15 protein-coding genes and 2 tRNA genes are annotated in these 21,890 nt (G+C 53.8%); 7 read left to right on the top strand and 10 right to left on the bottom strand.

The window, feature by feature from the left end:
- The first annotated feature begins 164 nt into the window (after positions 1–164).
- Positions 165–338 (top strand): hypothetical protein, encoded by a 174-nt coding sequence (locus CLV88_RS23030; protein WP_165798868.1) that lies wholly within the window; start codon positions 165–167, stop codon positions 336–338.
- Here the strand turns inward: CLV88_RS23030 and CLV88_RS11170 are convergent.
- The 3 genes from CLV88_RS11170 to CLV88_RS11160 are packed head-to-tail and all read right to left on the bottom strand — an operon-like array spanning position 335 to position 2,797.
- Complete coding sequence (locus CLV88_RS11170; protein ID WP_106608467.1) at positions 335–649, bottom strand: hypothetical protein; 315 nt, start codon at positions 647–649, stop codon at positions 335–337. The genes CLV88_RS23030 and CLV88_RS11170 overlap by 4 nt on opposite strands.
- Positions 646–1,689: a hypothetical protein gene (locus CLV88_RS11165; RefSeq protein WP_106608466.1), complete on the bottom strand. Its 1,044-nt coding sequence runs from the start codon at positions 1,687–1,689 to the stop codon at positions 646–648. Before CLV88_RS11165 ends, CLV88_RS11170 begins: the two co-directional genes overlap by 4 nt.
- On the bottom strand, positions 1,673–2,797 hold the full coding sequence (locus CLV88_RS11160) for a hypothetical protein (protein WP_106608465.1): 1,125 nt from the start codon (positions 2,795–2,797) through the stop codon (positions 1,673–1,675). The genes CLV88_RS11165 and CLV88_RS11160 overlap by 17 nt, the downstream gene beginning before the upstream one ends.
- Positions 2,798–3,380: 583 nt before the next feature.
- Between CLV88_RS11160 and CLV88_RS11155 the strand changes: the two genes are divergently transcribed.
- Complete coding sequence (locus tag CLV88_RS11155) at positions 3,381–3,884, top strand: DUF3124 domain-containing protein (protein ID WP_106608464.1); 504 nt, start codon at positions 3,381–3,383, stop codon at positions 3,882–3,884.
- A gap of 91 nt (positions 3,885–3,975) precedes the next feature.
- On the opposite strand, the gene CLV88_RS11150 is transcribed toward CLV88_RS11155, so the two are convergent.
- Complete coding sequence (locus tag CLV88_RS11150; protein ID WP_106608463.1) at positions 3,976–5,568, bottom strand: tannase/feruloyl esterase family alpha/beta hydrolase; 1,593 nt, start codon at positions 5,566–5,568, stop codon at positions 3,976–3,978.
- A 258-nt stretch (positions 5,569–5,826) separates the two neighbouring features.
- Here CLV88_RS11150 and CLV88_RS11145 point away from each other — a divergent pair, with 258 nt between their 5' ends.
- Both CLV88_RS11145 and CLV88_RS11140 read left to right on the top strand, forming a co-directional pair.
- Complete coding sequence (locus CLV88_RS11145; RefSeq protein ID WP_133169948.1) at positions 5,827–7,137, top strand: MFS transporter; 1,311 nt, start codon at positions 5,827–5,829, stop codon at positions 7,135–7,137.
- Entirely contained in the window at positions 7,137–8,264 is a 1,128-nt protein-coding gene (locus CLV88_RS11140) for a calcium:cation antiporter (protein ID WP_106608461.1), read from the top strand. Before CLV88_RS11145 ends, CLV88_RS11140 begins: the two co-directional genes overlap by 1 nt.
- 17 nt (positions 8,265–8,281) lie before the next feature.
- Here the strand turns inward: CLV88_RS11140 and CLV88_RS11135 are convergent, their stop codons facing one another.
- From CLV88_RS11135 to CLV88_RS11110, 5 genes are all read right to left on the bottom strand, one after another.
- Positions 8,282–10,831 carry an AsmA family protein gene (locus tag CLV88_RS11135; RefSeq protein ID WP_165798867.1) on the bottom strand — a complete coding sequence of 850 codons (2,550 nt, stop codon included), beginning with the start codon at positions 10,829–10,831 and terminating at the stop codon, positions 8,282–8,284.
- 147 nt (positions 10,832–10,978) lie between these two features.
- Complete coding sequence (locus tag CLV88_RS11130) at positions 10,979–11,518, bottom strand: hypothetical protein (protein WP_133169947.1); 540 nt, start codon at positions 11,516–11,518, stop codon at positions 10,979–10,981.
- 65 nt (positions 11,519–11,583) lie between these two features.
- Positions 11,584–14,697 (bottom strand): efflux RND transporter permease subunit, encoded by a 3,114-nt coding sequence (locus CLV88_RS11125; RefSeq protein WP_106608458.1) that lies wholly within the window; start codon positions 14,695–14,697, stop codon positions 11,584–11,586.
- A gap of 12 nt (positions 14,698–14,709) precedes the next feature.
- The gene (locus CLV88_RS11120; RefSeq protein ID WP_165798866.1) at positions 14,710–15,807 is read right to left on the bottom strand and encodes an efflux RND transporter periplasmic adaptor subunit; all 1,098 of its coding nucleotides are present in this window, start codon (positions 15,805–15,807) and stop codon (positions 14,710–14,712) included.
- Positions 15,808–16,387: 580 nt separating this feature from the next.
- Positions 16,388–16,459, bottom strand: a tRNA-Ser gene (locus CLV88_RS11110).
- Between the two features lie 69 nt (positions 16,460–16,528).
- Here CLV88_RS11110 and CLV88_RS11105 point away from each other — a divergent pair.
- The 3 genes from CLV88_RS11105 to CLV88_RS11095 all read left to right on the top strand — a co-directional run bounded on the left by CLV88_RS11105 (position 16,529) and on the right by CLV88_RS11095 (position 20,602).
- Positions 16,529–16,602: transfer RNA gene (locus CLV88_RS11105), tRNA-Gly, on the top strand.
- Positions 16,603–16,745: 143 nt separating this feature from the next.
- Positions 16,746–18,539: an ABC transporter transmembrane domain-containing protein gene (locus tag CLV88_RS11100; RefSeq protein WP_106608455.1), complete on the top strand. Its 1,794-nt coding sequence runs from the start codon at positions 16,746–16,748 to the stop codon at positions 18,537–18,539.
- A gap of 176 nt (positions 18,540–18,715) precedes the next feature.
- The gene (locus CLV88_RS11095) at positions 18,716–20,602 is read left to right on the top strand and encodes an acyl-CoA synthetase (RefSeq protein ID WP_106608454.1); all 1,887 of its coding nucleotides are present in this window, start codon (positions 18,716–18,718) and stop codon (positions 20,600–20,602) included.
- A gap of 85 nt (positions 20,603–20,687) precedes the next feature.
- On the opposite strand, the gene CLV88_RS11090 is transcribed toward CLV88_RS11095, so the two are convergent.
- Positions 20,688–21,800: a DUF4147 domain-containing protein gene (locus CLV88_RS11090; protein ID WP_106608453.1), complete on the bottom strand. Its 1,113-nt coding sequence runs from the start codon at positions 21,798–21,800 to the stop codon at positions 20,688–20,690.
- Positions 21,801–21,890 lie beyond the last annotated feature (90 nt).

The raw sequence follows: 21,890 nt of genomic DNA, 5'->3' as shown, positions 1-21,890 counted from the left end.
AAAGGTTAATACATTAAGAACTATGTGTCTTTCGACTTTAAGCAGAAAAGCATTCGAAGTCACTATATTTAGGGTCGCGACGCAGCCAACTGTACCGAATTAAGAACAATGAAAACCGCGCTCCTTTCTGCATCTAAATCAGAAGCAACATAGGAGTTAGACCGATGAAGACCCTTTCAGCCCTCGGCAGCGTTGCCGGGGGTTTTCTTATGAACACCCCGCCCAAGTCCGTCCTGCTGACCCTGTTCTGGATCGGCGGGCGGAGCCACCCGGCGCTGACCACGCTGGCCACCGTCGTCGTCCTGTCCGCGTGGCTATCCGCACGCCAAATTGCCTAAATGTTGGATCCATCGAAGGGGTGCGTTCCAAGATAAGCCACGCGTAGGTCAGGATCGCCAATCTTGCCTGCCGTAGCATACAGACGTGCCTGATTGACCACTGCTTCAACGTCTGAAGAGCGGAGTCGGTAGAATCGGTCTTTTGCCGTGACGCGGAACCGAGGACAAAGCAGTTCGCCTCGCTTCTCCGCGCTTACGTCGAGTTTTGCCGTTTGGTTGTGAAACTCGGCAAATGTGAGTTCGTTTTTTCCCGGTGCATTCGGCGCATCACCGCCGAAAAGTTGCCAGAGGCCATCTTCTGAATTGATCATCCCGGACCTGCTCTTGGCTCGATTTGCGAAAGTGTCTTCCACGCTGCAACAACGGCGTCACGAGGGAAGTCAGATTTGAAAACGGTGTCGACGGTTTGTTCAATCCGCTTCCGCATGGCCTTGCGCGCCTTTGGTTCAGGCAAGCGTCGGCGATAAGTCACGTAGACATATTCACCGTCGTTCCTGTCGGCGCACTGTTTCCAACCTTTTATCGTTTTCGGCAGATCGGGAAGTTCTTCGGCGGCTTCCTTGTGTTCTTTGCTTTCCTCCTTGCGGATATCACTCTCGCAGGCGGGGCGCAGGCATTCTTTGTCTGTCTCTGTCAGCGCGTCGCCGCTTTGGTACTTCTCCAACGCAGCGTCGAACTCGACCAACTTGCGCTGATCCTCAATCAATTCCTGAGTGAGATACACCAATTCTCGCTCGATGCGCACTTGTTCGTCCAGCAGACGATCCCGTTTCCGCTCGTTCGCTTTTCTTGCAGCACCCAATTCGTCTTTCTTGATCTTGAACAAATCATCCATACGCAGATCAGTGTCACCGCGCGCAAGACGCAACGATGGTGTGCTGTCTCCGACGTAGAAGAATCCGCGCCGGGGCGCGAGTTTGCCATCTACAATGCCAGGACCTTCGGTGATTTCTATCGCCCGACCGGCATGGCCAAGATCGAGCATCATAACGGCATCGCTTCCGTGCCAGTCATCGAGGAGCCGCGCGTGCTGCTTAACAATGTCGTCGTGATCGAAGTCATTCACGAGTGTGAGATAGCGCCCGTCTTTCCACCCGAACTTGATCTCGTCACCGACTTCGATTTCGGTCGGTTCGTCTTGGAAGCTTTTGAGCAGGTTGAGCGTTCGCGTCGAGAATATTGCAGAACCGTCGATCTCGCACTCAATTTCCACGATCTTGCGGTTGTTGGATGCGTAGAGTTTTCCATCGTGCAAAATGACATGCCGTTGCCATGGTGCCGCTTGCGCAAAAGGCCCGGTGAATCGCTTTGCCGCTTTCAGTTGGTCGAGAAAATCAGGCGGCAAGAGCATGATCGTCCTCCGCCACTGACTGGATTTCCCCTAAACTCACTATGCTCATCGCCCTGCGATCAAGCTGAACCATCGGGAACGGCAGGTAGTTTTCAGCCCGCTGCCTGACATGCTGCTGCTCGCGTTCTGTGAGCTCGGTGATGTGGTCTTTGTTGTTTGGAAGGGCACGATTCCCATCGTATTCGTTCCGCTCGATCGCAACATGCGCCTTGCGATAGTATGGCGTGACGGGCGGTGCGCCAAGCTGGTCAGCAACCCTTGGTTCGTCCCACCGGACGTCAATGTTTCCGTTTCCGCTGTGTGTTTTCCATGAGGTCGAGTCGCCGGAATACAGCCCAGCAATCTGCATCATCCGGTTCCCGGTCGTTGCGAGGCCGTGGCACTGGACTCCGGGCACTGCCGTGTTGTGAAAGAGCGTCCAATCCTCGCGCACTTTCTGCGCGAAGTCATTGTTCGGAGAAAGGCAAATGTAGCCATCAGCCATGTCGACCACTTCATTGAGGCGCGTGATTGACTCGTCTTGATGAAAGACAGGCAGGACCGTCACGTCAAACTCGGATTTCAACTTCGCAAAATTCTCGTCTGACTGCTTTATCGCCTCAGCCGTCTCGGCCTCGGTGGCACGCCGACCTTGCTCGCCTGGAATTTCGTCAAGGTTGATAAGGTAGATCTCGTCGAACAGGCCAGCGGCACGTTCGAGGAAATCAGTATAGGAGCGAATGACCGTATCCACATCGCTTCGCTGGCCTTTGCCCCAATCTGTGAATGCGCCCGTGTCGAGCATTATGCTTCTTGGGTAGCCGGGGCCAAGGCGACTGCTCAGGTTGCGCAGCGCATCCTCATAAGGCACCCAAGTTTGCTGATCAAAACCACGGTCGGACAGTTCCTGGCGCATGCGGTTGTCTGCTCGAACGAGTTTGCTACTCAAGCTTGGAGTGCGGGTCAGTTGATCCTCAAAAGAGAGAACGCCATTCCGCAAGTCATCTACCCATCGAAGTACAGATTTGAAGTAATCGCAATGCACCGAAAGCAATCGCTGACGAGCCAGTTGGTTCTCGACCACCTGGAATTCGTCATTAGCTGGTGTTCCTGATGCATAATGCAGCATCGCCACTCCCTTTCACCGAACGACGATATTTTCTTTATGTGTCAGAACTTTGGCGTGAACTTGGGAAGCAAGCGATTAAACCAATCGGAATCATAGATCGGTGTCGGCGGCACAATTCAGCCAGGGCCTAATGCTCTCGATGTCGTCGATCTCACCGCGTTCTTGGACCAGCTTCTCAAGCTCTTCAATCACAACTGGCAGTGTACGGCCCGCTTTGACACCTTAACGACAGTGATTCGATTTTGAAGCCAGGTTTGCAGCTGCGATCCATGCGGGTCCGCTTTGCTGGATCCAGACCTTCGCCCTATGATGCTCGAATGACGACAGAGCGGACGAAACCACCGTTGGCGCTCTCTGAACAATCGGCCGCTTTGTGTGCTTTGCGACTGAAGAAAAAAACAGAATTGACGATTACTGACAAAGCCTGACTTTGCTAAAGCAAGTGAATTGTAGAGCACTTCGGCTAATTGTTTTATTGGGCTCCTGCCTCTAAGCTGGTGACAGCCTAAGAGTTAGTAATCAAGATTAGGTGGCAATCTGCCGTGAACTAACTCAAGACACCGGTTGGGGAGTAACTGACTTTATGAAAAACCGGGCCCAACTGCGCCGCCTCTCAGCCAAAAATCTGACGGCAATGCTTAGTATTGTTCTGTTTTGCTCTGCAAAATGGGCGCTTGCTCAGGAAGTGGAGCCTTTTGAAAGATTGAACGCTCAAACGCTTTTTGTTCCAGGGTACTCTGAGGTTCTCACTCATGAAGGGGCGAGTGAACCTTTGGCTTCTACGTTGTACGTACACAATGTAGATCCGGAACAAAGCATTTCTGTTTTGGAAATTGAGTATCTTGATACTGAAGGTGCCTTGGTAAAACGCCATCTTGAAGAGCCAGCAGTGCTTTCACCGTTTCAATCTACGAGAGTTTTGGTGCCGATTGGCTCGACTCAAAACACACATGGAGGAAATTTCGTGGTGAAGTGGGAAGCAGAAAACGCAGTTCTTCAGCCAATCGTTGAAGCCCTCATTGTTGGCGGAAAAGGGACCCAGGGCATTTCGTTCATTTCAAAGGCACGCGTGCTGTCTCAAAGATAGTTTTGAAGTGATCAAGCTCAAGACAACCGTGTTTGGCTGTCTTGAGCTTTGCTTGTGGTGGGCAGGAACGAGCCTTCTTAAACAACAGTTGTTACTCGGGCACTTCACAGCTGAAGCTGGACGGATCATCGGCCTCGCCAGCTCCATCATAGGTCACAACAGACGGGTGCGCACAGATGATACGACCTCCTTTGCCGTTGGGCTGTCGGGTCCTTGGATCCACGTAAGGGGCATCAAGTTGGTCAGGCGCGACGCCAGTGTCCAACCATGCTTCCAGAGCTGCAATATAGTTTGTTCCATCCGGACCTGGACCACCGTTGCAATGGGTAACGCCCGGACGCACAAACAAACGCACATCTTCGCGCGCTGTCGGATCGAACTCCATTACTCTTTCATAATAATCTATCGTGCCATAGGCGGTAAGGGACCCATCCATCCAACCGTTATCGATGATGAGCTTGCCACCGTTGGCTCGGAACGCGGACAGGTCTGGGTTGTCGGCATCAAGCGTCGGGCCAAGACGCGCCGCATGATGATCGTAACCTGTGAAATCATAGCCATCGTAGGTCCATTCCGGATCGCTGTAGAAGAAGTGCTTCATCAACTGCGTCGTAAATCCCCAGCGCGCATTCGGGATTGGGGGTTCTTCAAACGCGCTTTCCTCGGCACCTGGGTGAAAGTCGATCCCTGCACCTTCGATATGGCCTCCTGTGATCCAGATCAGCCAGCCAAGGGGGTTACCGGGCAACTCTGCCCCCATAGGGGTGCCGGGCCAGGTGGCACCGCCAAATTCGGCGTCGCTGTAGATGGCGTTGGCTGCCACTACCTGTTCAGGGGTTAGGCATTGGGTGGAGGTACTGTCGCCGCAGGTCAGTGTCGCGACATCAAAATCACATTGTCTGGGGTCATTCAGGACACCGTCCACTAGACCATCCAAACCATCACATTGTTCCATGATCGCAGCACCAAGTATGCCGAGTGCCTCGCCATCAATGACCGGCGTCGAAATCTGAGTGGAGTCCGGGAACATGATTTGTGCATCATGTGTCCAGCGACCGGCCATTTCTTTTGTCCACGAATAAGCCGGTGCACCCGCATAAATTCCGTCAAACACATTTGGTGAACGCTGGGCAACAATCAACGCCTGCCCACCACCACGAGAGCAGCCAAAGAACAGGTTACGCTGGCTTTCGGACCCATAGTAGTCGGCAAGTATTGCCTTTGAGGTCACGGCTGTTCTGTGAACGGCCTGAAACCCGAAGGAGACCTGGCGCTCAAGGTTGTTCAGGGCCCAGGATGCGACGATATTACTGCCTTTGTGCCCTGTGTCGGTCGAAACCGTGGCCCATCCGTCCGCGACTACGTTCCGATAGTCCACAGCCGCATTGTCAAAGTTTCCGGCAAAGCCGCCGCTGCCACCCATGACGAATTTTCCGTTCCATTCATCCGGAAGTAACAACTGGAACTCGGTTTCCGTTCCAATACGGCCGATGACACGGCAATGCGGCGCTGGTTCAGTACCTGGCTCTGCCGACAGCACCTTAACATCCGGCAAAGTAGGGATGCCTTCGACACTGCATTCACCCGCAATTGCTGTAGACCCAATCACAACGAATGCAGCTCCTGCCAAAGGCGCAAGTCCAGCACGGAGAGAGTTGCTTTGTAGTGCGGGAAACTCGGGCATCCTGACTTCACCTTACTTCTGAATGGATGTATTTAGGTATCATCTTAGCGTTGCATTTCGTTACGAGTCGAGTTGATAATTGACCGTTTTCAAAATGTTGTCTTTCAATGTGGAACGCATGGAGCTCGAGGGTTCTGTTATCCAAAATCAGCGGTGGACCGTGCGTGCGTGTAACTGACAACAGACACCTTTTGCCGAGAACTGAGCCTTTACCTGCTATGATTCATGTCCTAACCCCTCCGAGTTCGGGAGAAAGAATTGGCTAACTCTCAGTTGCAAACACTACGCTCGGTTATGATTGCTTTGGCCGCCGTTCAGCTGGTGACGGCCGCGTCTTCGACACTGGTTTCGCTCTATTTTGCGGAAACCGGCGCATCCCAAAGTATCGCTGCACTGGCATCTGCCATGTACAGTATGGGATTCCTGCTTGGGTGCTTTTATGCGGCTGGCCCGATTTCCAGCATCGGGTACATTCGTGCGTTTTCTGCCGCCGCTGCTCTTTCCGCGGCGTCCGCGCTATTGTTTTCACTGACCGAGTTTGTGCCTGCGTTGCTCTTTGTGCGCATGATGACCGGTGTTGCAACCGCTGGCCTGTTCGCCGTTGGGGATTCATGGATCAATGAGTCCTCGGGCAATGAATCCAGAGGGAGATTGTTGTCGATCTACGCGGTTGCGATGGGTCTTATGTCTGTCGCGAGTCAGCTGGTGATCATGTTTGTACCAGAAGACCTGAATAAGTCTTTCGTGCTGGTGTCTTTGCTCTACTGTTTTGCAATTGTTGTCATTGCAGCCGCCCGCACAGATCCGCCCGAGATTAAATCCAAGGCGGCTGTTCGACTTCGGGGGTTGTTCAAGGAGTCGCCGTCAGCATTCACGGGTTCCTTCGTTGTCGGGGCCATTCAAACGGCGATTCTGAGCATCGTCCCGTTTCGCTATGCGATGATCGGTTTGACAGCGACAAACATCTCTATTTTGATCGGCGCATTGTATCTTGGACGTATCCTGTTTCAGTTTCACCTGGGCAAGTACTCTGACAAGGTTGACCGTCGAATCGTGATCCTGGGCACCGCGTCTGTTGCCACTATCCTTTTATTCGGGTTGAGTTTCCTGGGAAGCGGCGACGGGGCATTCATGATGGAGATTCTCGATAACTTTGGCTATTGGCCAATTCTTCTGCTTTCCATTTTGTTGGGTGGCAGCCTTTTGACAATGTATTCGCTTTTGGTTGCACATGCTTTGGATCGAACCCCTCCTGTGTTCGTGTCTGCCAACGCGATAACGATGCTATTCACATATACGGTTGGGTGTGTCGCAGGCCCGCTTTTTGTGAGTGTTCTGTCAGAGTTTTGGGGAGACGGCGCGTTGGCGTGGATTACCTTTAGTTTGATGGCCGCCTTTACGTGCCTGTTGATCTATCGCATTAAAACTGTTGCTCCCGCAGAGCGCGCAGAAAAGGTTAGCCGAGTTGCTGTGACCCAAAACAGTGTTGAGCTTCCTCCCACTGAAAAACGCGAGGAACACGCGACTGCCCAAGCGACAACAGATGGAATTGAGGACGACCAAGAGTGATGGCTAGCGAGAGATCCGGAAAAGACCTGTACTTTGCAGAGTGGCCGATAGCCCTGATTTGGCTAACCTACGTGATGTTTCTGTTTATTGGCGATGCCTTGAAACCCGAATACATCGGCACCGTCGCGTCAGGCGTTGTTCTGGGGGGCATTTTTCTGGTTATGCTGGCGACGGTGTTCAGGGTGGTTCACCACGCAGAATGTCTGGCCGAGATCTTTGGAGAGCCGTTTGGAACTCTTATTCTGACGCTTTCGGTCATTGGTATCGAAGTCGCGCTTATTACGGCTGTGATGCTCACAGGGGACGGAACGCCGACATTGGCCAGAGACACTATGTTTTCGGTTTTGATGATCGTGCTGAACGGGCTGGTTGGCCTTAGCCTGTTGATTGGCGGGATAAAGCATGGGTTTCAGTCGTTTAATCTGACAGGTGCAAACGCCTATCTGGTTGTTCTTCTGCCCGTCGCTATTACAAGCCTAGTGCTACCCAGCTTCACCCTTTCGGCACCGGGTGGGGGCCTTTCGCCACTGCAAACCGGCTTTCAGATCGTCATGTCGCTACTGCTCTATGGCATCTTCCTGGCATATCAAACCTTAGGAAAGCCGGAAATTTTCAGGCAGCCCCAAGACGCCCCCAACATTCCCGCTGCAACGTCGAGCCATACCCATGAGGCACAAAGTGTTCCCTTTCATGTAATCGGTCTGGTTTTGGCAATGCTGCCTTTGGTTCTCATGTCCAAGAAACTGGCGGTTTATGTCGATTTCGGAATTGTGCAAGTGGGCGCCCCTGTTGCACTAGGCGGCTTCCTGGTGGCGGTTATGATTTTGACGCCCGAAGCGATGGCCGCGTTTGATGCAGCCAAGGAAAACCAACTCCAGCGCGCTGTGAACATTTGTCTTGGGTCTGCTCTGGCCACCATTGGCTTGACAGTGCCAGCGGTTTTAACAGCGTCGAGCATTTACGGATTGCCCATCGAACTGGGACTAGATGGACCTGAGATTGTCATACTGGCGCTTACACTTGCAGTTAGTATCGTGACCTTTGTCGGGGCACGCACCAATGCATTGCAGGGGGTTGTCCATCTGGCAGCGTTCCTGACGTTTGTGGTGTTGATTTTCGACCACTAGTGTTGATGTCGGCCGCCTTAGTGCTGTGACTTGTCCATAACACAGGGCTGTCTTTGACGGGCACCATGGCTAGTCGAGGCATCTCGCTCAGGCGCCGACAGTTTGGAGTTTCGCAGAAGCCGCACTTTCGGGGCGGTCAATTCACCGAAAACCTCAATTGGAAAGAAGCTTCGGGACAAAGGCTGGTTTACCCGTCTGGGTTCTGCATGAATGGCAATCCGGTTTTGGCGATAGTCGGCGGTTCCCTTTGCCACGACTTGTACCCTACCAGTTTCGAGCACAAATCCGTTCGAAAAAACACGACCGGGTTGGATGACCAAGGGCGCGGAAATGCACATGATGTCGGAGTACCCCTGCCATAGGTCCTTCGAGAACAGCCATGGGATAATGCCCAGTCCGGCCAGTTTGATCAGACTCGTTCCGACGCGGCCATTGCCCATTTTCAAATTCAAATGCCCGTACATCGTCTCGGCCAAAGCATCTAATGAGCTGATGCTGGCGAAAATGTTGAAGTTACCGTTGATGGTACCGGACATTTCAAATGGTACGTTGAGCATATCGGTGAGCTCTTTGATCGAAATGCTGGTCAGGTTGCCAGTTGCCCGGACCGCATCCAGATCATCAAGCGTATTCACAAAAAGACCAAAACTTGCGGCCCCAGTGGGAAGGGTAATGGACACGGGCTGTAAAGAGGCAAGCCCGTCTTTCAATGCAAGAACCGAATTTAGCCTTGGTACTCCGGGCAGTCCGGATACTTTTTGAAGCCGCACATCAATCTTGGCGAATAGAGCCTCAACAAGTTCTTCCGGGTCAACGGCCAGAAATGGTTCGTCCAGAATGAGCGGTTTGATCGCATCGTCGAGCCAAATCGGCTGGACCGGCCTTCCCATTTCCGATGTTTTTGGTTGGTTCGAGACATCCTTCACCAGGTTGATGAGGTGCGAGACTGTATCGACATTGAGAATTTCGGATTTAATGTACCCCAGGAAAGAGACGAGCTGTTCTTCATAGCTTTTCTCCAAGTGAAGGGCGACCGCGCTATCGTCGACCGAGATGTTGACATCAGTAACCAATGCCTCTTCTTCGCCCTCGACACTGACTTCCAAAACGAGAGACGAGAGCGGTGTGGCATCCATATTGAGTTTGCCGGCAATTCTGTTCAGGTCGGGAAAAGCAAGGCTCGCGCTTCCACGGAACTTCTCGAGGTCGAACAGGTCTCTGCTTCGCATTGCCAGAGAGAAGTCCCACAGATCAGAGTTTTCGGACTTGACGGTCAAAGCCCGTAATCCAAGTGAGCCGTCCAGATTATCGATGCCAAAACTGCCCCGAAGATCCCCGAACTCTGTGATCCCTTTTGTTGGGCCTTCAATCAATTCCGCAAACTTCACGTCGATCTGACCTTCTGCGGACAGCCCCTCCAAGCTGAGCAGATTGGCAAGCTCTCCTGAAACCCGGATGACTTGCGCGTCTTCGGGGCCCGCCAGAATTTCTATACCGTCGACGCGCAGCATTCCGTCTGGTGTTCGAAAAACGCGGTCTACGCTGATTGGGCCCAGACGGCTAATGAGCGGGTTCGCCAGATTACTCTGTATCGACATGTCTTCCACGACTAAATCCTTGGCGGTCGAAACCACATGGGCAGAGGCATTCAGGATCGTAACGTCGTCAATGCTATCCGGAACGCTCGGCAACATCTCTTGAGTCGAGGTGTTGAGATATTCCACCAAAAGATCACCACCAGCCCAGTTGATCAGATTTCCAATTTCTCCAGTCACTTCGACTTTGTGCTGCGCTGACTCCGCGACAACGATCAAGTCAGAGAACGAAAATCGGTTCGGAGTTCTGACAACATCAGCGCTGGCACTAATCGTGCCCTCCAAAACGGGTTTGAGACGAAAGACGCTCAGGAATTCGGATATGGACTTTGCTTCTAATGAAAGTTTTCCTGTAAAACCCGTTCTGGCACGCGGGTCATCGGCGACCCCCTTTAGGGCCACGCGGCTGGACCCCAGTCTAGAGGAAACCTCAAAATTGGGACCATCTGGGAAACTGCCGAGGATTTCAAAAGGCTCGCCGTTTATTTTGCCGACACCTTGAAGCCTGGTCAGTGTTTCTCGCCTAGTCTGGCGAGAACTGAATTCGTCCAATTCAAAATTGAAAACAAAACCTGAGGGGGCATGACGGTAACGAACGCCAGAATTGACGAAGTCGACATTTCTCTCGGCAAGCAGTGACGCCATCAACGGAAATTCGCGCTCGATCGGACGGCTGTTTTGTTGTGTTCTGGGGCGCCAGTTGGAAACCCCGTTGGCATTGACATCCAGGTTCAAGAAAAACCCTGTAACCAAAATGGTTTCAACCTCGACGGACCCTCTCAAAAGTTCCGGCATTGAAAGCGACACCTGAACCAGGTCAACTTTGGTCAGGTCCTGATCAGAGCGGCTTGGATCGGAAACTCGCAGGTCCTGCAGGACCAGAGTTGGAGCCCGCGCCCACACCTTCAGTTTGGCATCACCTATTTCAACCTCTTCGTCTTCCAGGAAATCAGCAAGCAGAGCCGTTGCCAAAGCAACCCGTTGGGTCGAAAAGACAGGCAGGTTAAGGAACCCAAGGGTCATCGCAAGAAGCAAACCCAGAGCCCCGAGCATTCTGACCACGACCTTCAGCACCATTCGGCTCCCTTGTGTGTTCTCTCAAATCGCCCGGTTTGTACTCTAGCGATTGCGTTGCTCCACTCTGCAAGCATCCATTTCCGCAATCGCTCGCTTAGTCCCTTTTAGGGCATATTCAAAGCCAATCTTGGCTGAGCCGGATACAACAAAACTGAACCCGTTCGCGAGTTCCGAGACCAGTTCCGGATTGTTAAACTCAGCCCATCCCCCGTGGGATTCGCCATCAATGATCCCAATGGCATCACCACCAAAAACTTCGTCTCCAAAATCAAAAAATATCTCGCCCGCCTGACCTTCCTGGATGTCTTTCCAATCTTTGTTCAAAACAACGAAGTAGCCTTCGTGACTGATGAGCTTTAGTCCAAGCCTCATGATCGTTCCGTCCTCAAAGCTGCGCTCCATGAAGCAGCCTCCAAGTTCCGGGTCGTCCACAAAAATCAGCCAGTCGCCGGACTTTGACCATACCTCTGCTGATGGTTCATGTGTTTCAGCGTTGGCAAAGGTCCATCCCGACACGGCAAAGGCTGTTGCCAGACCAAGCCGTTGCGCCAACTTCCGCATTTTTTGTAGTCTTGCGAGCATGGCTTTTTCCTTGTCGTCAATGAATGCAATCGCCCGGTTTACGCAATGCATTCAGGGATTAGCCCTTATTCCGGCACCCATCCAAATTTTCCCCGAATTCCCTGAAGAGCGAAAAACAGCAAAGGGGTCAGCAACAGTCCGAAAGTAGAGGCGACAACCATACCACTCAAAACTGGAACACCAACCGCGGTCATCGCGCCGGACCCTGGCCCAACGGCAAGAACCAAGGGGATAAGGCCCGCGATGAAAGACAAAGATGTCATCATGATGGGTTGAAAGCGCAGGCGGGCCGCTTCGGAAATCGCGTCTGCCAAATCCATTTCAGATTGCCTGAGGTCCAAGGCGAAGGAATACATCAGAATGGCGTTCTTGGCGGCCAAGGCGATCAGGACAACAATTGCGATCTGACTGTACAAATCAAATTCCAGACCGAAGGCCTTGATTGCAACCAGAGCTGCCAGAACGGGCAGAACCACGGACATCAAAACCCCGATTGGGACCAGTGTGCTTTCATACATGGCGACCAGGAAGAGATACGAGAACAAGGCTGCCAACCCGATAACAATTGCCGTTTGCCCCGCGGCCTGCTTTTGCTGCAACGCCAGCCCGGTCCATTCATAGCCCCACCCCTCGGGCAGGGTCTCGTCCGAGATTTTCTCGATTGTGGCAATAGCCTCACCCACGCCTTTGTCAGCCGGAGGCGAGCCATTCAGCGATACAGATCTATACCCATTGTACCGCGTCATCGTTCGCGGACCGCCTGTCAATTCGAGCGTCGCAAAAGAACGCACGGCGACCAGTTGGCCCGATGCATTGGGGACATAGGTGTTCAGCACATCTTGGGGATCAAGGCGTAGGCTTTCGTCGCCTTGCAATTTGACCTGCCAATTGCGGCCAAGGAAGCTGAAATCGTTGACGTAGAGCCCGCCCATTCTTGTTTGTAACACGGCATACACCGTGGACAGATCTACACCCAGTCGAGAAATCTGATCACGATCGATGTCTAGACGCAACTGCGGGGTGTTGGCGTCAAACCCGGAAAACATTGTGCCGATGTCTTCGTGGGCCATGGCTTTCGCCAGCACCGATCTGGCGACAGCTGCCATTTCCTCAGGCTCTTGTCCGGACAGGGCTTCAAGAACGTACTCAAATCCGCCCGAAGCGCCGATACCGGCGATGGCGGGTGGGGCCAGAACCAGAAAATCTGCGTCGATGATCTGTGCGTTTAGGCCAAGGAACAAACGAACGAGAGTCGCATCAGCGCTCAGTTCGTCAGCGTGCCTATTGTCATAGTCTTTCAACTTTAGAAACATCGCGCCTGCGTTGGGGGCTGCGCCCTGCGCGATCATATCAATGCCATCGATCCGCAATATGTTGGCGACAGCCGGGTCTTTGGCAATGATGTTCTGGGCCAGATTGGCAACTCGCGATGTCCGGTTTTCCGAAGCCCCGGCAGGCAGCTGAAAGGCGACAACCAAAGAGCCTTTGTCTTCTTCAGGAACGAAGCCGCTAGGGGTGGAACTGAAAGTCAGATAGGCCAGCCAGCCCCCAGCAACAACAATCACGATGGAGATGTAGGAAAAACGCAGCAACGCCCGTATCAGGTGGGAAAACGCGTTTCCTACGCGATCTACGGCCGCAGAAAACTTTGCCAGCCAACGGGGCTTTTGCTTCCGGCTCAATAATTGAGCTGCCATGGCTGGGCCGAGCGTAAGTGCGCCAACCATAGAGACAATCATAGCCGCACAAATTGCCAAAGCGAACTCTCGGTACAAAACCCCTGAACTGCCGGGGAGAAGAGGTACAGGCACAAACACTGCAAGCAACACCAATGTTGTGACGATAATCGGAACCGCCACTTCATTCATCGCCTTAGCCGTGGCAGACGCAACGCTCAGATCAGGTTTTTGCTTCAGGGTACGCTCGACATTCTCAACCACGATAATCGCATTGTCGATCACGATGCTAATGGCGAGAAGCATCGCCAAAAGCGAAATTGAATTGGCAGAGCTTCCAAAAGCATAAAGAACGGCGACGCCGCCAATCACTGAAACCGGGATGGCTGCCAGTGGAATAAGTGTTGCGCGCATAGAGCCCAGAAACAGGAATGTAACCAATGTCACCAGAACCGTAGCTTCGAGCAAGGTAGTCAGAACCTTCTGGATCATCACGCCGACAAATTCGGCATTGTTCTGAACCTCGGTGAACTCCATGCCTTCTGGAAATCTATCTGACATTTCTTCCAGCCGTTGTTGAATAGCTTCCACCGTGGCTACGGCATTTCCGCCCGGCTGCATGTAGACACCAAGTGCTGCCGTTGGGCGTGCGTCCAGTTCGACCGTGATTTCGTTCTCACCGCCCAGCTCGACCCGGGCGACATCCCCTAGTCGAACGCGCCCGCCTTCAGGCGATGTCGACACGATAATGTTTTCAAACTCTTCCTCGGTCGCCAATAGTCCCGGCGATAGGATCGTCAACGTCAGGGATTGACCGGTCCGCTGCGTCGTTTGCCCAATGACACCGGCTGGACCAATCGTGTTCTGAGCTCGGATTGCGGAGATCAGGTTCATCTCGCTTAACCCCAAGGCCGCCAGACGATCCCCATCCGTGATCCAGATTCTCATGGAATATGGGGAGCCACCCATGGAGATCGCGTCACCTACCCCTGGTATCCTTTTCAGTTCGTCGATGATGTAGAGGTTCAGGTAGTTCGAGAGAAACAGGCTGTTTGCGTCAGGTGCGTCGCTCGTGAAGGCGACATTCAACACCAGGTCAGGCGACCTTTGGGCAACGTCAACACCAAGCTCACGAGTAACAGGCGGCAGCGACGGCAGCACCGTATCGACACGCCGCTTTACCTCTCCGGCTGATACACTTGGGTCAGATCCGATTTCAAAACTCACGGTCAGAACATACAGCCCACCATCATTTGAGGACGACTTCATGTAGATCATGCCCGGAGCGCCGTTGATCTGCGATTCCAATGGGCGTGCGATGGTTTGTTCGATCACCTCAGCGCTCGCGCCTGGATACAGCGCCTTGACGATAATGGTAGGCGGCGCGATGTCGGGGTATTGCTGGACAGGAATGCGAAGCCAGCTGAGAAGGCCGAGCAAAATGATGACGATAGATATCACATAGGACATCCGGGGGCGGCTGATGAAAGCTTGGAGGTTCATATTCTACCGTCCTTAGTTCCCGTGAACCGGGGAAACGATGCTACCAGGGATGGCCCGAGAGTGTCCTCCAACGAAAATCATCTCACCCTCGGACAGTCCGGACAAAACCACGTATCTTTGACGAGAGGCATCTTCTCCAAGCTGTGGCCGTCGCAATTCTACGACCCCGCTATCCAGAACCACGAGTACATAAGGCCCCTCTCTGTCGAGCAACACCGAGTCCTTGTTGATTGTGATCTGCGGCTCCTTCGGAGCACGCGCGGTCACGACGGTCAACGGTTGGCCAACGCGCAGCCGGAAGTCTGCGTTTGCTACCATAGCTCTTAGCACGGCCGAATTTGTCGAAGCATCCGCCGCTGGCTCAACAAATCCCAGTGCTGCGTCTTCATGATACTCGGCGCCACTTGGCAACAAAAAGTGGATATCTACTTCACTAAGGGCCACGCCACCGACAATATCCGCGTCGAGCTGGCTTAAAGGGATGCGCAATTCAATCGCGATGGGATCAAGTTGGGTTACCCTCGTCAATGGACCCTGAGCCGGGCCGACGAGCGCCCCGACAGAATACCGTGTGGAGGTGATGACACCTGACATTGGCGCAACCACCTTAGTGCGGGACAGCAAGAGCCGGGCCTGATCCACCGACGACTTGGCCGCCAAAACAGATGCCTCGGCTTTCAGAACTTCGGCTTCAGAAATCTCGACTTCCACGCTTGCCACCGATCCGCGTTCGTTGAGAAGCTTACGGCGCTCCAAAGTCGCTCTTGCCAGCGAAAGAGTTGCTTCCGCAGTCTTTTGGCCTGCTAAAGCCGCGTTAAGTGCAATGCGATAGTCTTCGTCTCGGATTTGATACAGCAGGTCACCGGTCTCTACTGTTTGCCCACCAGTAAACACGATGTCTTGAATGACCCCGGTTACCTCTGCAACCACATCAACAGCCGCTATGGCGTTTGTTCGAGCTGGGAACCGATTGCTGACCATTTCCGAAGAAGCCGCCAAAACCTCAACCCGCACGTTTGGGTTGGTCGTACCTTGCGCTGAGACCTGACTGGCCAGGACAAGGAAAGCCCCGAGAACCGCAGCTATTACTCTACTAGTGAAATTGTTCATTTTCATCTCTGTCACATCTCAAGAAGCGTAAGAATCCCAGCATTCGCAAACGTTAGTTTAGCTCGCAGAAGAAGCTTTGCTATGTGAAATATCTTCAAAAAACAATTCGAGCGAACGCAATCGCCTATTGGACTAACTCGAAAAGATACTTAACCGAACGAACCTATGTGTTCGTCACTGATCACTTGCCAAGAATTCCTTTTCCTTTCGGCTTTTAGTTTTTTCCTCACAAAGTCACCATTTTGCGCATAGTAGCTGTTCGAACCCGATAGGGCGAACGGCAGATTCCCGCCCCTTTTTTCAGTTCTCGCGCTTTGCAGCATCCGCCAAATTGGGCTCTCTCCAGCCGTTCTCTGCACTTCGTACAAATGGCAGGTCTCGAGGTTTCTTGCCATTCGCTGCGTATCAAACGCGCAGGTTCTGGCCCTTGAATAATCGGGACCGCTGTCGTCTAGCGGTTTGACGCGACGAGGCCCCGTATTGGCGAACGCACAAATCGCCATGTTGCAGAGATGTTGCAGAATGCCAAAAGCCGCCCCTAGGGGCGGCTTGTTACTCTCTTGTTATCTAAGAGATATTTTGGCTCCGGCGGTAGGGATCGAACCTACGACCAATTGATTAACAGCCAGTTGGCCGGAACTGGTACGCAGGAAAATTGCTTGAACTCCCAAAACCGAACTTGACGTTCTGACGGCAAGGAAATATCTACCCAACTAGTTGAGCGGGCGTTGTGTAGTGGTAAGACCTTAGCCTTCCAAGCTAATGACGCGGGTTCGATTCCCGCCGCCCGCTCCAGTGAAATTTCCACTGAAAATGTAGCAGAAATTGCAGCTGGAGAAAGCCAGTAGGTTTGACTTTTGTATTTGCGTCAACTGGTCGCTTGACGCTTGCTGCTTGCGGCGTCACTAACGTTGCGAACTTCAGGCGGGAACAACTTAATGGCCAGAAAACCTCAGCCAAACAACGCGGCGCAGGAACGAGACAAATCCAAGAACGTCCGGGCGCTTCGTGAACTGGGGCCGTTCATGCGGCCCTATCGGTTGCTCGTAATCGCTGCTTTGCTCGCGTTGACATTGACGGCAACGGTTTCCTTGCTTTTGCCGATGGCCGTACGCCGCGTGGTCGACAATTTTGGCACCGAAAGCGAAGCGCTGCTGGATAAGTACTTCATGGCGGCGTTGGCATTCGCGGCATTGCTTGCGGTTGGGACTGCGCTGCGCTTTTTACTGGTGACACGATTGGGCGAGTTAGTTGTCGTGGACATCCGCAAGGCCGTTTTTGGCCGCGTCGTTGGTATGAGCCCAACATTTTACGAAACCGCGATGACCGGCGAGGTCCTGAGCCGGATCACCACTGACACGACGGTTATTCAGTCGGTTATTGGCTCGTCAGTGTCGATAGCCCTACGCAATGTGATGCTTTTCTTTGGCGGAATGGCATTGATGTTATTTACCTCAACCAAACTGACCTTGCTGGTATTGCTGCTTGTTCCATTGGTATTGGTTCCTATTCTCGGGCTCGGGCGGCGATTGCGCCGATTAAGCCGGGAAAATCAGGATTGGATCGCAGAAAGTTCTGCCGTTGCATCAGAGGCGCTGATGTCTGTTCAGACGGTGCAAGCTTTTACCAATGAAGCGGCAACAAGAGACGGGTTTGGGCGGGTGACGGACCTGTCGCTGCTGGCCGCGATGCGCCGGATCAATACACGCGCATTGCTGACGATGATCGTGATTTTCCTGATTTTCACAGGGGTTGTGGTGGTTCTTTGGATCGGCGCGCGGGATGTGCGCGCCGGGGGAATGAGCGTTGGTGTGCTGGTTCAGTTCGTGATCTATTCGGTTATGGTCGCAGGGTCTGTTGGTGCGCTCTCGGAGATCTGGAGCGAATTGCAACGTGCCGCTGGGGCGACCGAGAGGTTGGTTGAGTTGCTGCAGGTTGAGGATACGGTTAACGACCCTGAAAACCCGGTAGCGTCACCAAGCCCGGTGAAGGGCGCGATTTCGTTTGAGAGTGTTTCCTTTCACTACCCGTCTCGTCCCACGGTGCCGGTTTTGGATGGCATCAACCTGACCATCGAGCCGGGCGAAACCGTCGCTTTTGTGGGGCCGTCCGGTGCGGGCAAGACCACGATCATACAAATGCTGCTGAGGTTTTACGACCCAACACATGGGCATGTAACACTTGACGGTCTTTCGTTGTCGGATATGGCCCGCGATGATTTTCGCCGCCACCTCGCGCTTGTTCCGCAAGACCCGGTTATTTTTGCTGACACTGCGGCAGAAAATATTCGTTTTGGACGCCCCGGAGCCAGTGATGAGGATGTGAGGGCTGCGGCTAAGGCAGCAGCAGCGCATGAGTTCATCAAAGCGTTACCGGAAGGGTATAGCAGCCCGCTGGGCGAGCGCGGAGTGATGCTCTCTGGAGGGCAGAAACAACGCATCGCAATTGCCAGAGCCATCTTGCGCGATGCGCCTGTGCTATTGCTGGATGAAGCGACTTCGGCGCTGGATGCGGAAAGCGAACGCCTTGTGCAGGCCGCCGTCGAGGAACTGTCGCAAGACCGCACCACATTGATCGTGGCACATCGCCTTGCCACCGTGAAAAAGGCAGATCGGATCATTGTCATGGAAGACGGGAAAATCGTTGCCGAAGGACAGCATGATGCTCTTGTTGCGCAAGGTGGTCTTTATGCGAAACTCGCTAAATTGCAATTCACAGATGGAACCGTTTAGGAAGCTTTTCCCCTGTTTTTACTGACCTTGTTGTCTCATGAAGTTTGTTACGCAACGTCTCGGCGTTGCTTTACCTGGCGTCGAGACTGGCCAATCGCTTGCAGCATAGTGTTTTTGACAGCATCTTGGGAGCAAGGGCCTTGCTTAAGCAGGGCGTCAAAAACAGGGGAGAGAACATGAGCTTTGAGACGCTGGCCGATCTGAAGGCCATCGAGGGGGAAATGGCGTGGGACGAGCGTGGCTTGCCCAAGACTGTTTATGAGTTCCTGACGGCGACAAAGGACAAGTTTCCTGACCGACCAGCGGTTAGCTATCAATTGATGTCTGGCCCCAAAGACAAGGCTGTTACCCTGAGCTGGAACGAGCTGCATCAAATGACGATGCAGGCGGCGAATATGTTCCGTGACATGGGTGTTGGTGAAAGCGATACGGTGGCCTATGTCCTGCCGAATTGCCATGAGACGTTGATCACGCTGTTGGGCGGGATGATCGCGGGCATTGCCAACCCAATCAACCCGCTGCTGGAGCCGGAACAGATCGGTTCGATCCTGCGCGAGACCGGCGCAAAGGTGGTTGTGACACTCAAGGCCTTTCCTAAAACGGATGTGGCCGAAAAGGTCGCCGAAGCGGTGCGACATGCGCCGGGTGTGCATACGGTTCTGGAAATAGATCTCAACCGGTATCTGACCCCACCCAAAAGCTGGATCGTGCCGCTGATCCGTCCCAAGAATCCGGGCAACCACCATGCGGATGTGAAGGATTTCAACAAGGAGCTGGCGCGCTATAATACGACGCTGGACTTTGCGGATGGTGGTCAGGATCGCGTGGGTGCATATTTTCACACGGGTGGGACCACGGGTATGCCCAAAGTGGCCCAGCATCTCTATTCGGGTATGGTTTACAACGGCTGGCTGGGGCAGCGGCTTTTGTTTACTGAGAAAGACAATATCATGTGCCCGCTGCCGCTGTTTCACGTGTTTGCCGTGCATGTGATCATGCAGGCGGCGATTGCCTCTGGCGCGCATGTGGTGTTCCCGACGCCAGCCGGATATCGCGGCGATGGCGTTTTTGACAACTTCTGGAAGCTTTGCGAGCGCTGGAAGATCAGTTTTATCATCACGGTTCCCACGGCGGTTTCCGCGCTGATGCAGCGGCCGGTGGATGCCGATATCTCGACCATTAAAACAGCATTTTCGGGATCGGCACCGATGCCGATGGAGCTGTTCAAGCGGTTTGAGAGTACCTGTGGGGTTGATATCGTCGAAGGCTATGGGTTGACCGAGGCAACCTGTCTTGTGTCATGCAATCCGCCAAGCGGCGCCAAAAAGGTTGGTTCGGTTGGATTGCCCTTTCCCCATACGGATGTGCGCATTTACAAGGGCACGCCGGATGGCCCGGTCGAATGCGGTGTTGACGAGGTAGGTGAGATTTGCATCTCTAACCCGGGTGTTTACGCGGGCAATACCTATACTGAGGCGGACAAAAACACTGACTTGTTCTATCACGAAAAGTACTTGCGCTCTGGGGATCTGGGACGCAAAGACGCGGACGGCTATTTGTGGATCACGGGCCGCGCTAAAGATCTGATTATTCGGGGCGGGCATAACATTGATCCTGCAGAGATCGAAGAGGCGCTCTTGGCCCATCACGACGTGGCCTTTGCCGGGGCGATTGGGCAGCCGGACGCCCATTCGGGTGAGGTGGCCTGTGCCTATGTCGAATTGATCGATGGTGCGTCTGTAAGCGCTGAGGACCTGCTCAAACATGCCAAGGTGCATGTGCATGAGCGCGCTGCACACCCCAAGCACGTTGAGGTGCTGCCCGAATTGCCCAAGACAGCAGTTGGCAAGGTGTTCAAGCCCGATCTGCGCAAGCGGGCGATCACGCGGGTTTTTGATGCGGTCCTTGAGAAAGAGGGTGTTGACGCGCGTGTGGCGCTTGTTGTGGATGACAAGAAACGTGGTTTGGTCGCGCAGTTGTCCGGGCAGGGTGCTGTTTCGGACGAAGATGTTTCTAAAGTGCTGGGTGCGTTTGTGGTGCCATGGGAGTGGGCCGCAGCATAACAGTAGGGGAGGGGGCCAGCCCCCTCTTTTGCCCAAGGCAAAATTTACCCCCGGGGTATTTCAGGACATTGAGAAGCGCATTGGCTCAGGACTTTAGCGCCAGTGCCAGATCCATGACGTTTGTGCCGGTTGGGCCCGATGTGAAGAGGGCGGTGCGTCGGCGCAGGAACACGCCGCTGTTTGCGTCGGTCAGGAAGGTTTTTGCCTCGTCCTGCCATGTGGAGCCGTCGACCAACCCGCCTGCGGCCTTTGTTGGACCGTCGGTGCCATCGGTGCCCGCCACAAGTACCGTAAGGGTATCTTGATCTGTAATTTCCTGGGCGAGGGCCAGCGCAAGCGCTTGGTTGCGCCCCCCTTCGCCCGGGTTAGCGGGCAGGATCACGGTGGGCTCGCCGCCATAAATCCGCAATCCTTTTGGGCTGTCGCGCAATTCCTGACCGATGCGCGGCGTAAGCGCAACGACGTCATCATATAGTGTTTCTTCGTTGGCGATTACGTCGAGGCCAAGTTCTCGGGCTTTGGTCGCGCATGCCGAACGGGCAATGGCGTTTGACGCGACAATATGGGGGTCAAAAGTAAATGAAGCGTCGGGGGCCGCATCGCCGATGCCAGAACCGATTACGCCAAGCGCGTCGCCTTCAACATCAGAGATTGCCAGTGTTGTAACATGCGCGCCTTGAAACCTGCTGAGCAGTCCGCCACCCTTGACAGCTGAGATTTCTTTGCGCCGCTTGTTCATCGCGTGGATGTCGAGCCCCTGGGACAGGAGCCGAGTGTTTTCGGCCTGTAGTTCGGCTAATGACATATCGCCAACGGGGCATTCGGCAAGGGCTGAGGCTCCGCCAGAGACAAGCATCAGGAGGTGACTGTTGGCTGGCATCGTAGCTACCACGTCTACCAAGGCCCGGCCACCACGCAGCGAATTTTCGTCCGGAACCGGATGAGCGGCCTCGATGATTTTCACGCCGTCGTCCAACCCGTCAGCATGGTCGTATTTGGTCACAACGAGCGCGGGAATGTCGTTGCCGAAATGCGCGCGCGCTGCTTTTGCCATGGCTGCTGCGGCTTTGCCGACGGCAAGGATTTGGTCCGGGCGTGCGGTGTTTTGCTCTTCCAAGGCGGTGGTCACGGCGATGTCGCCGCGCACTGCGTCGACACCTGCATTCCAGATTTCAGTGAGCAATTCTGCGCTGTTCATTTGGCTCTCCCGGTTTGCGCGCACATTGACCTAATTGGCGGCAATGTTCCAGTGCCGCAAGAGCAAAGTCAGGTAGTTTTGACGGCTCTT

The sequence above is a fragment of the Shimia abyssi genome (genome assembly GCF_003014475.1).
In the GTDB taxonomy this organism is placed as follows: domain Bacteria; phylum Pseudomonadota; class Alphaproteobacteria; order Rhodobacterales; family Rhodobacteraceae; genus Shimia; species Shimia abyssi.
This window is presented reverse-complemented; position numbering and strand designations above follow the sequence as displayed.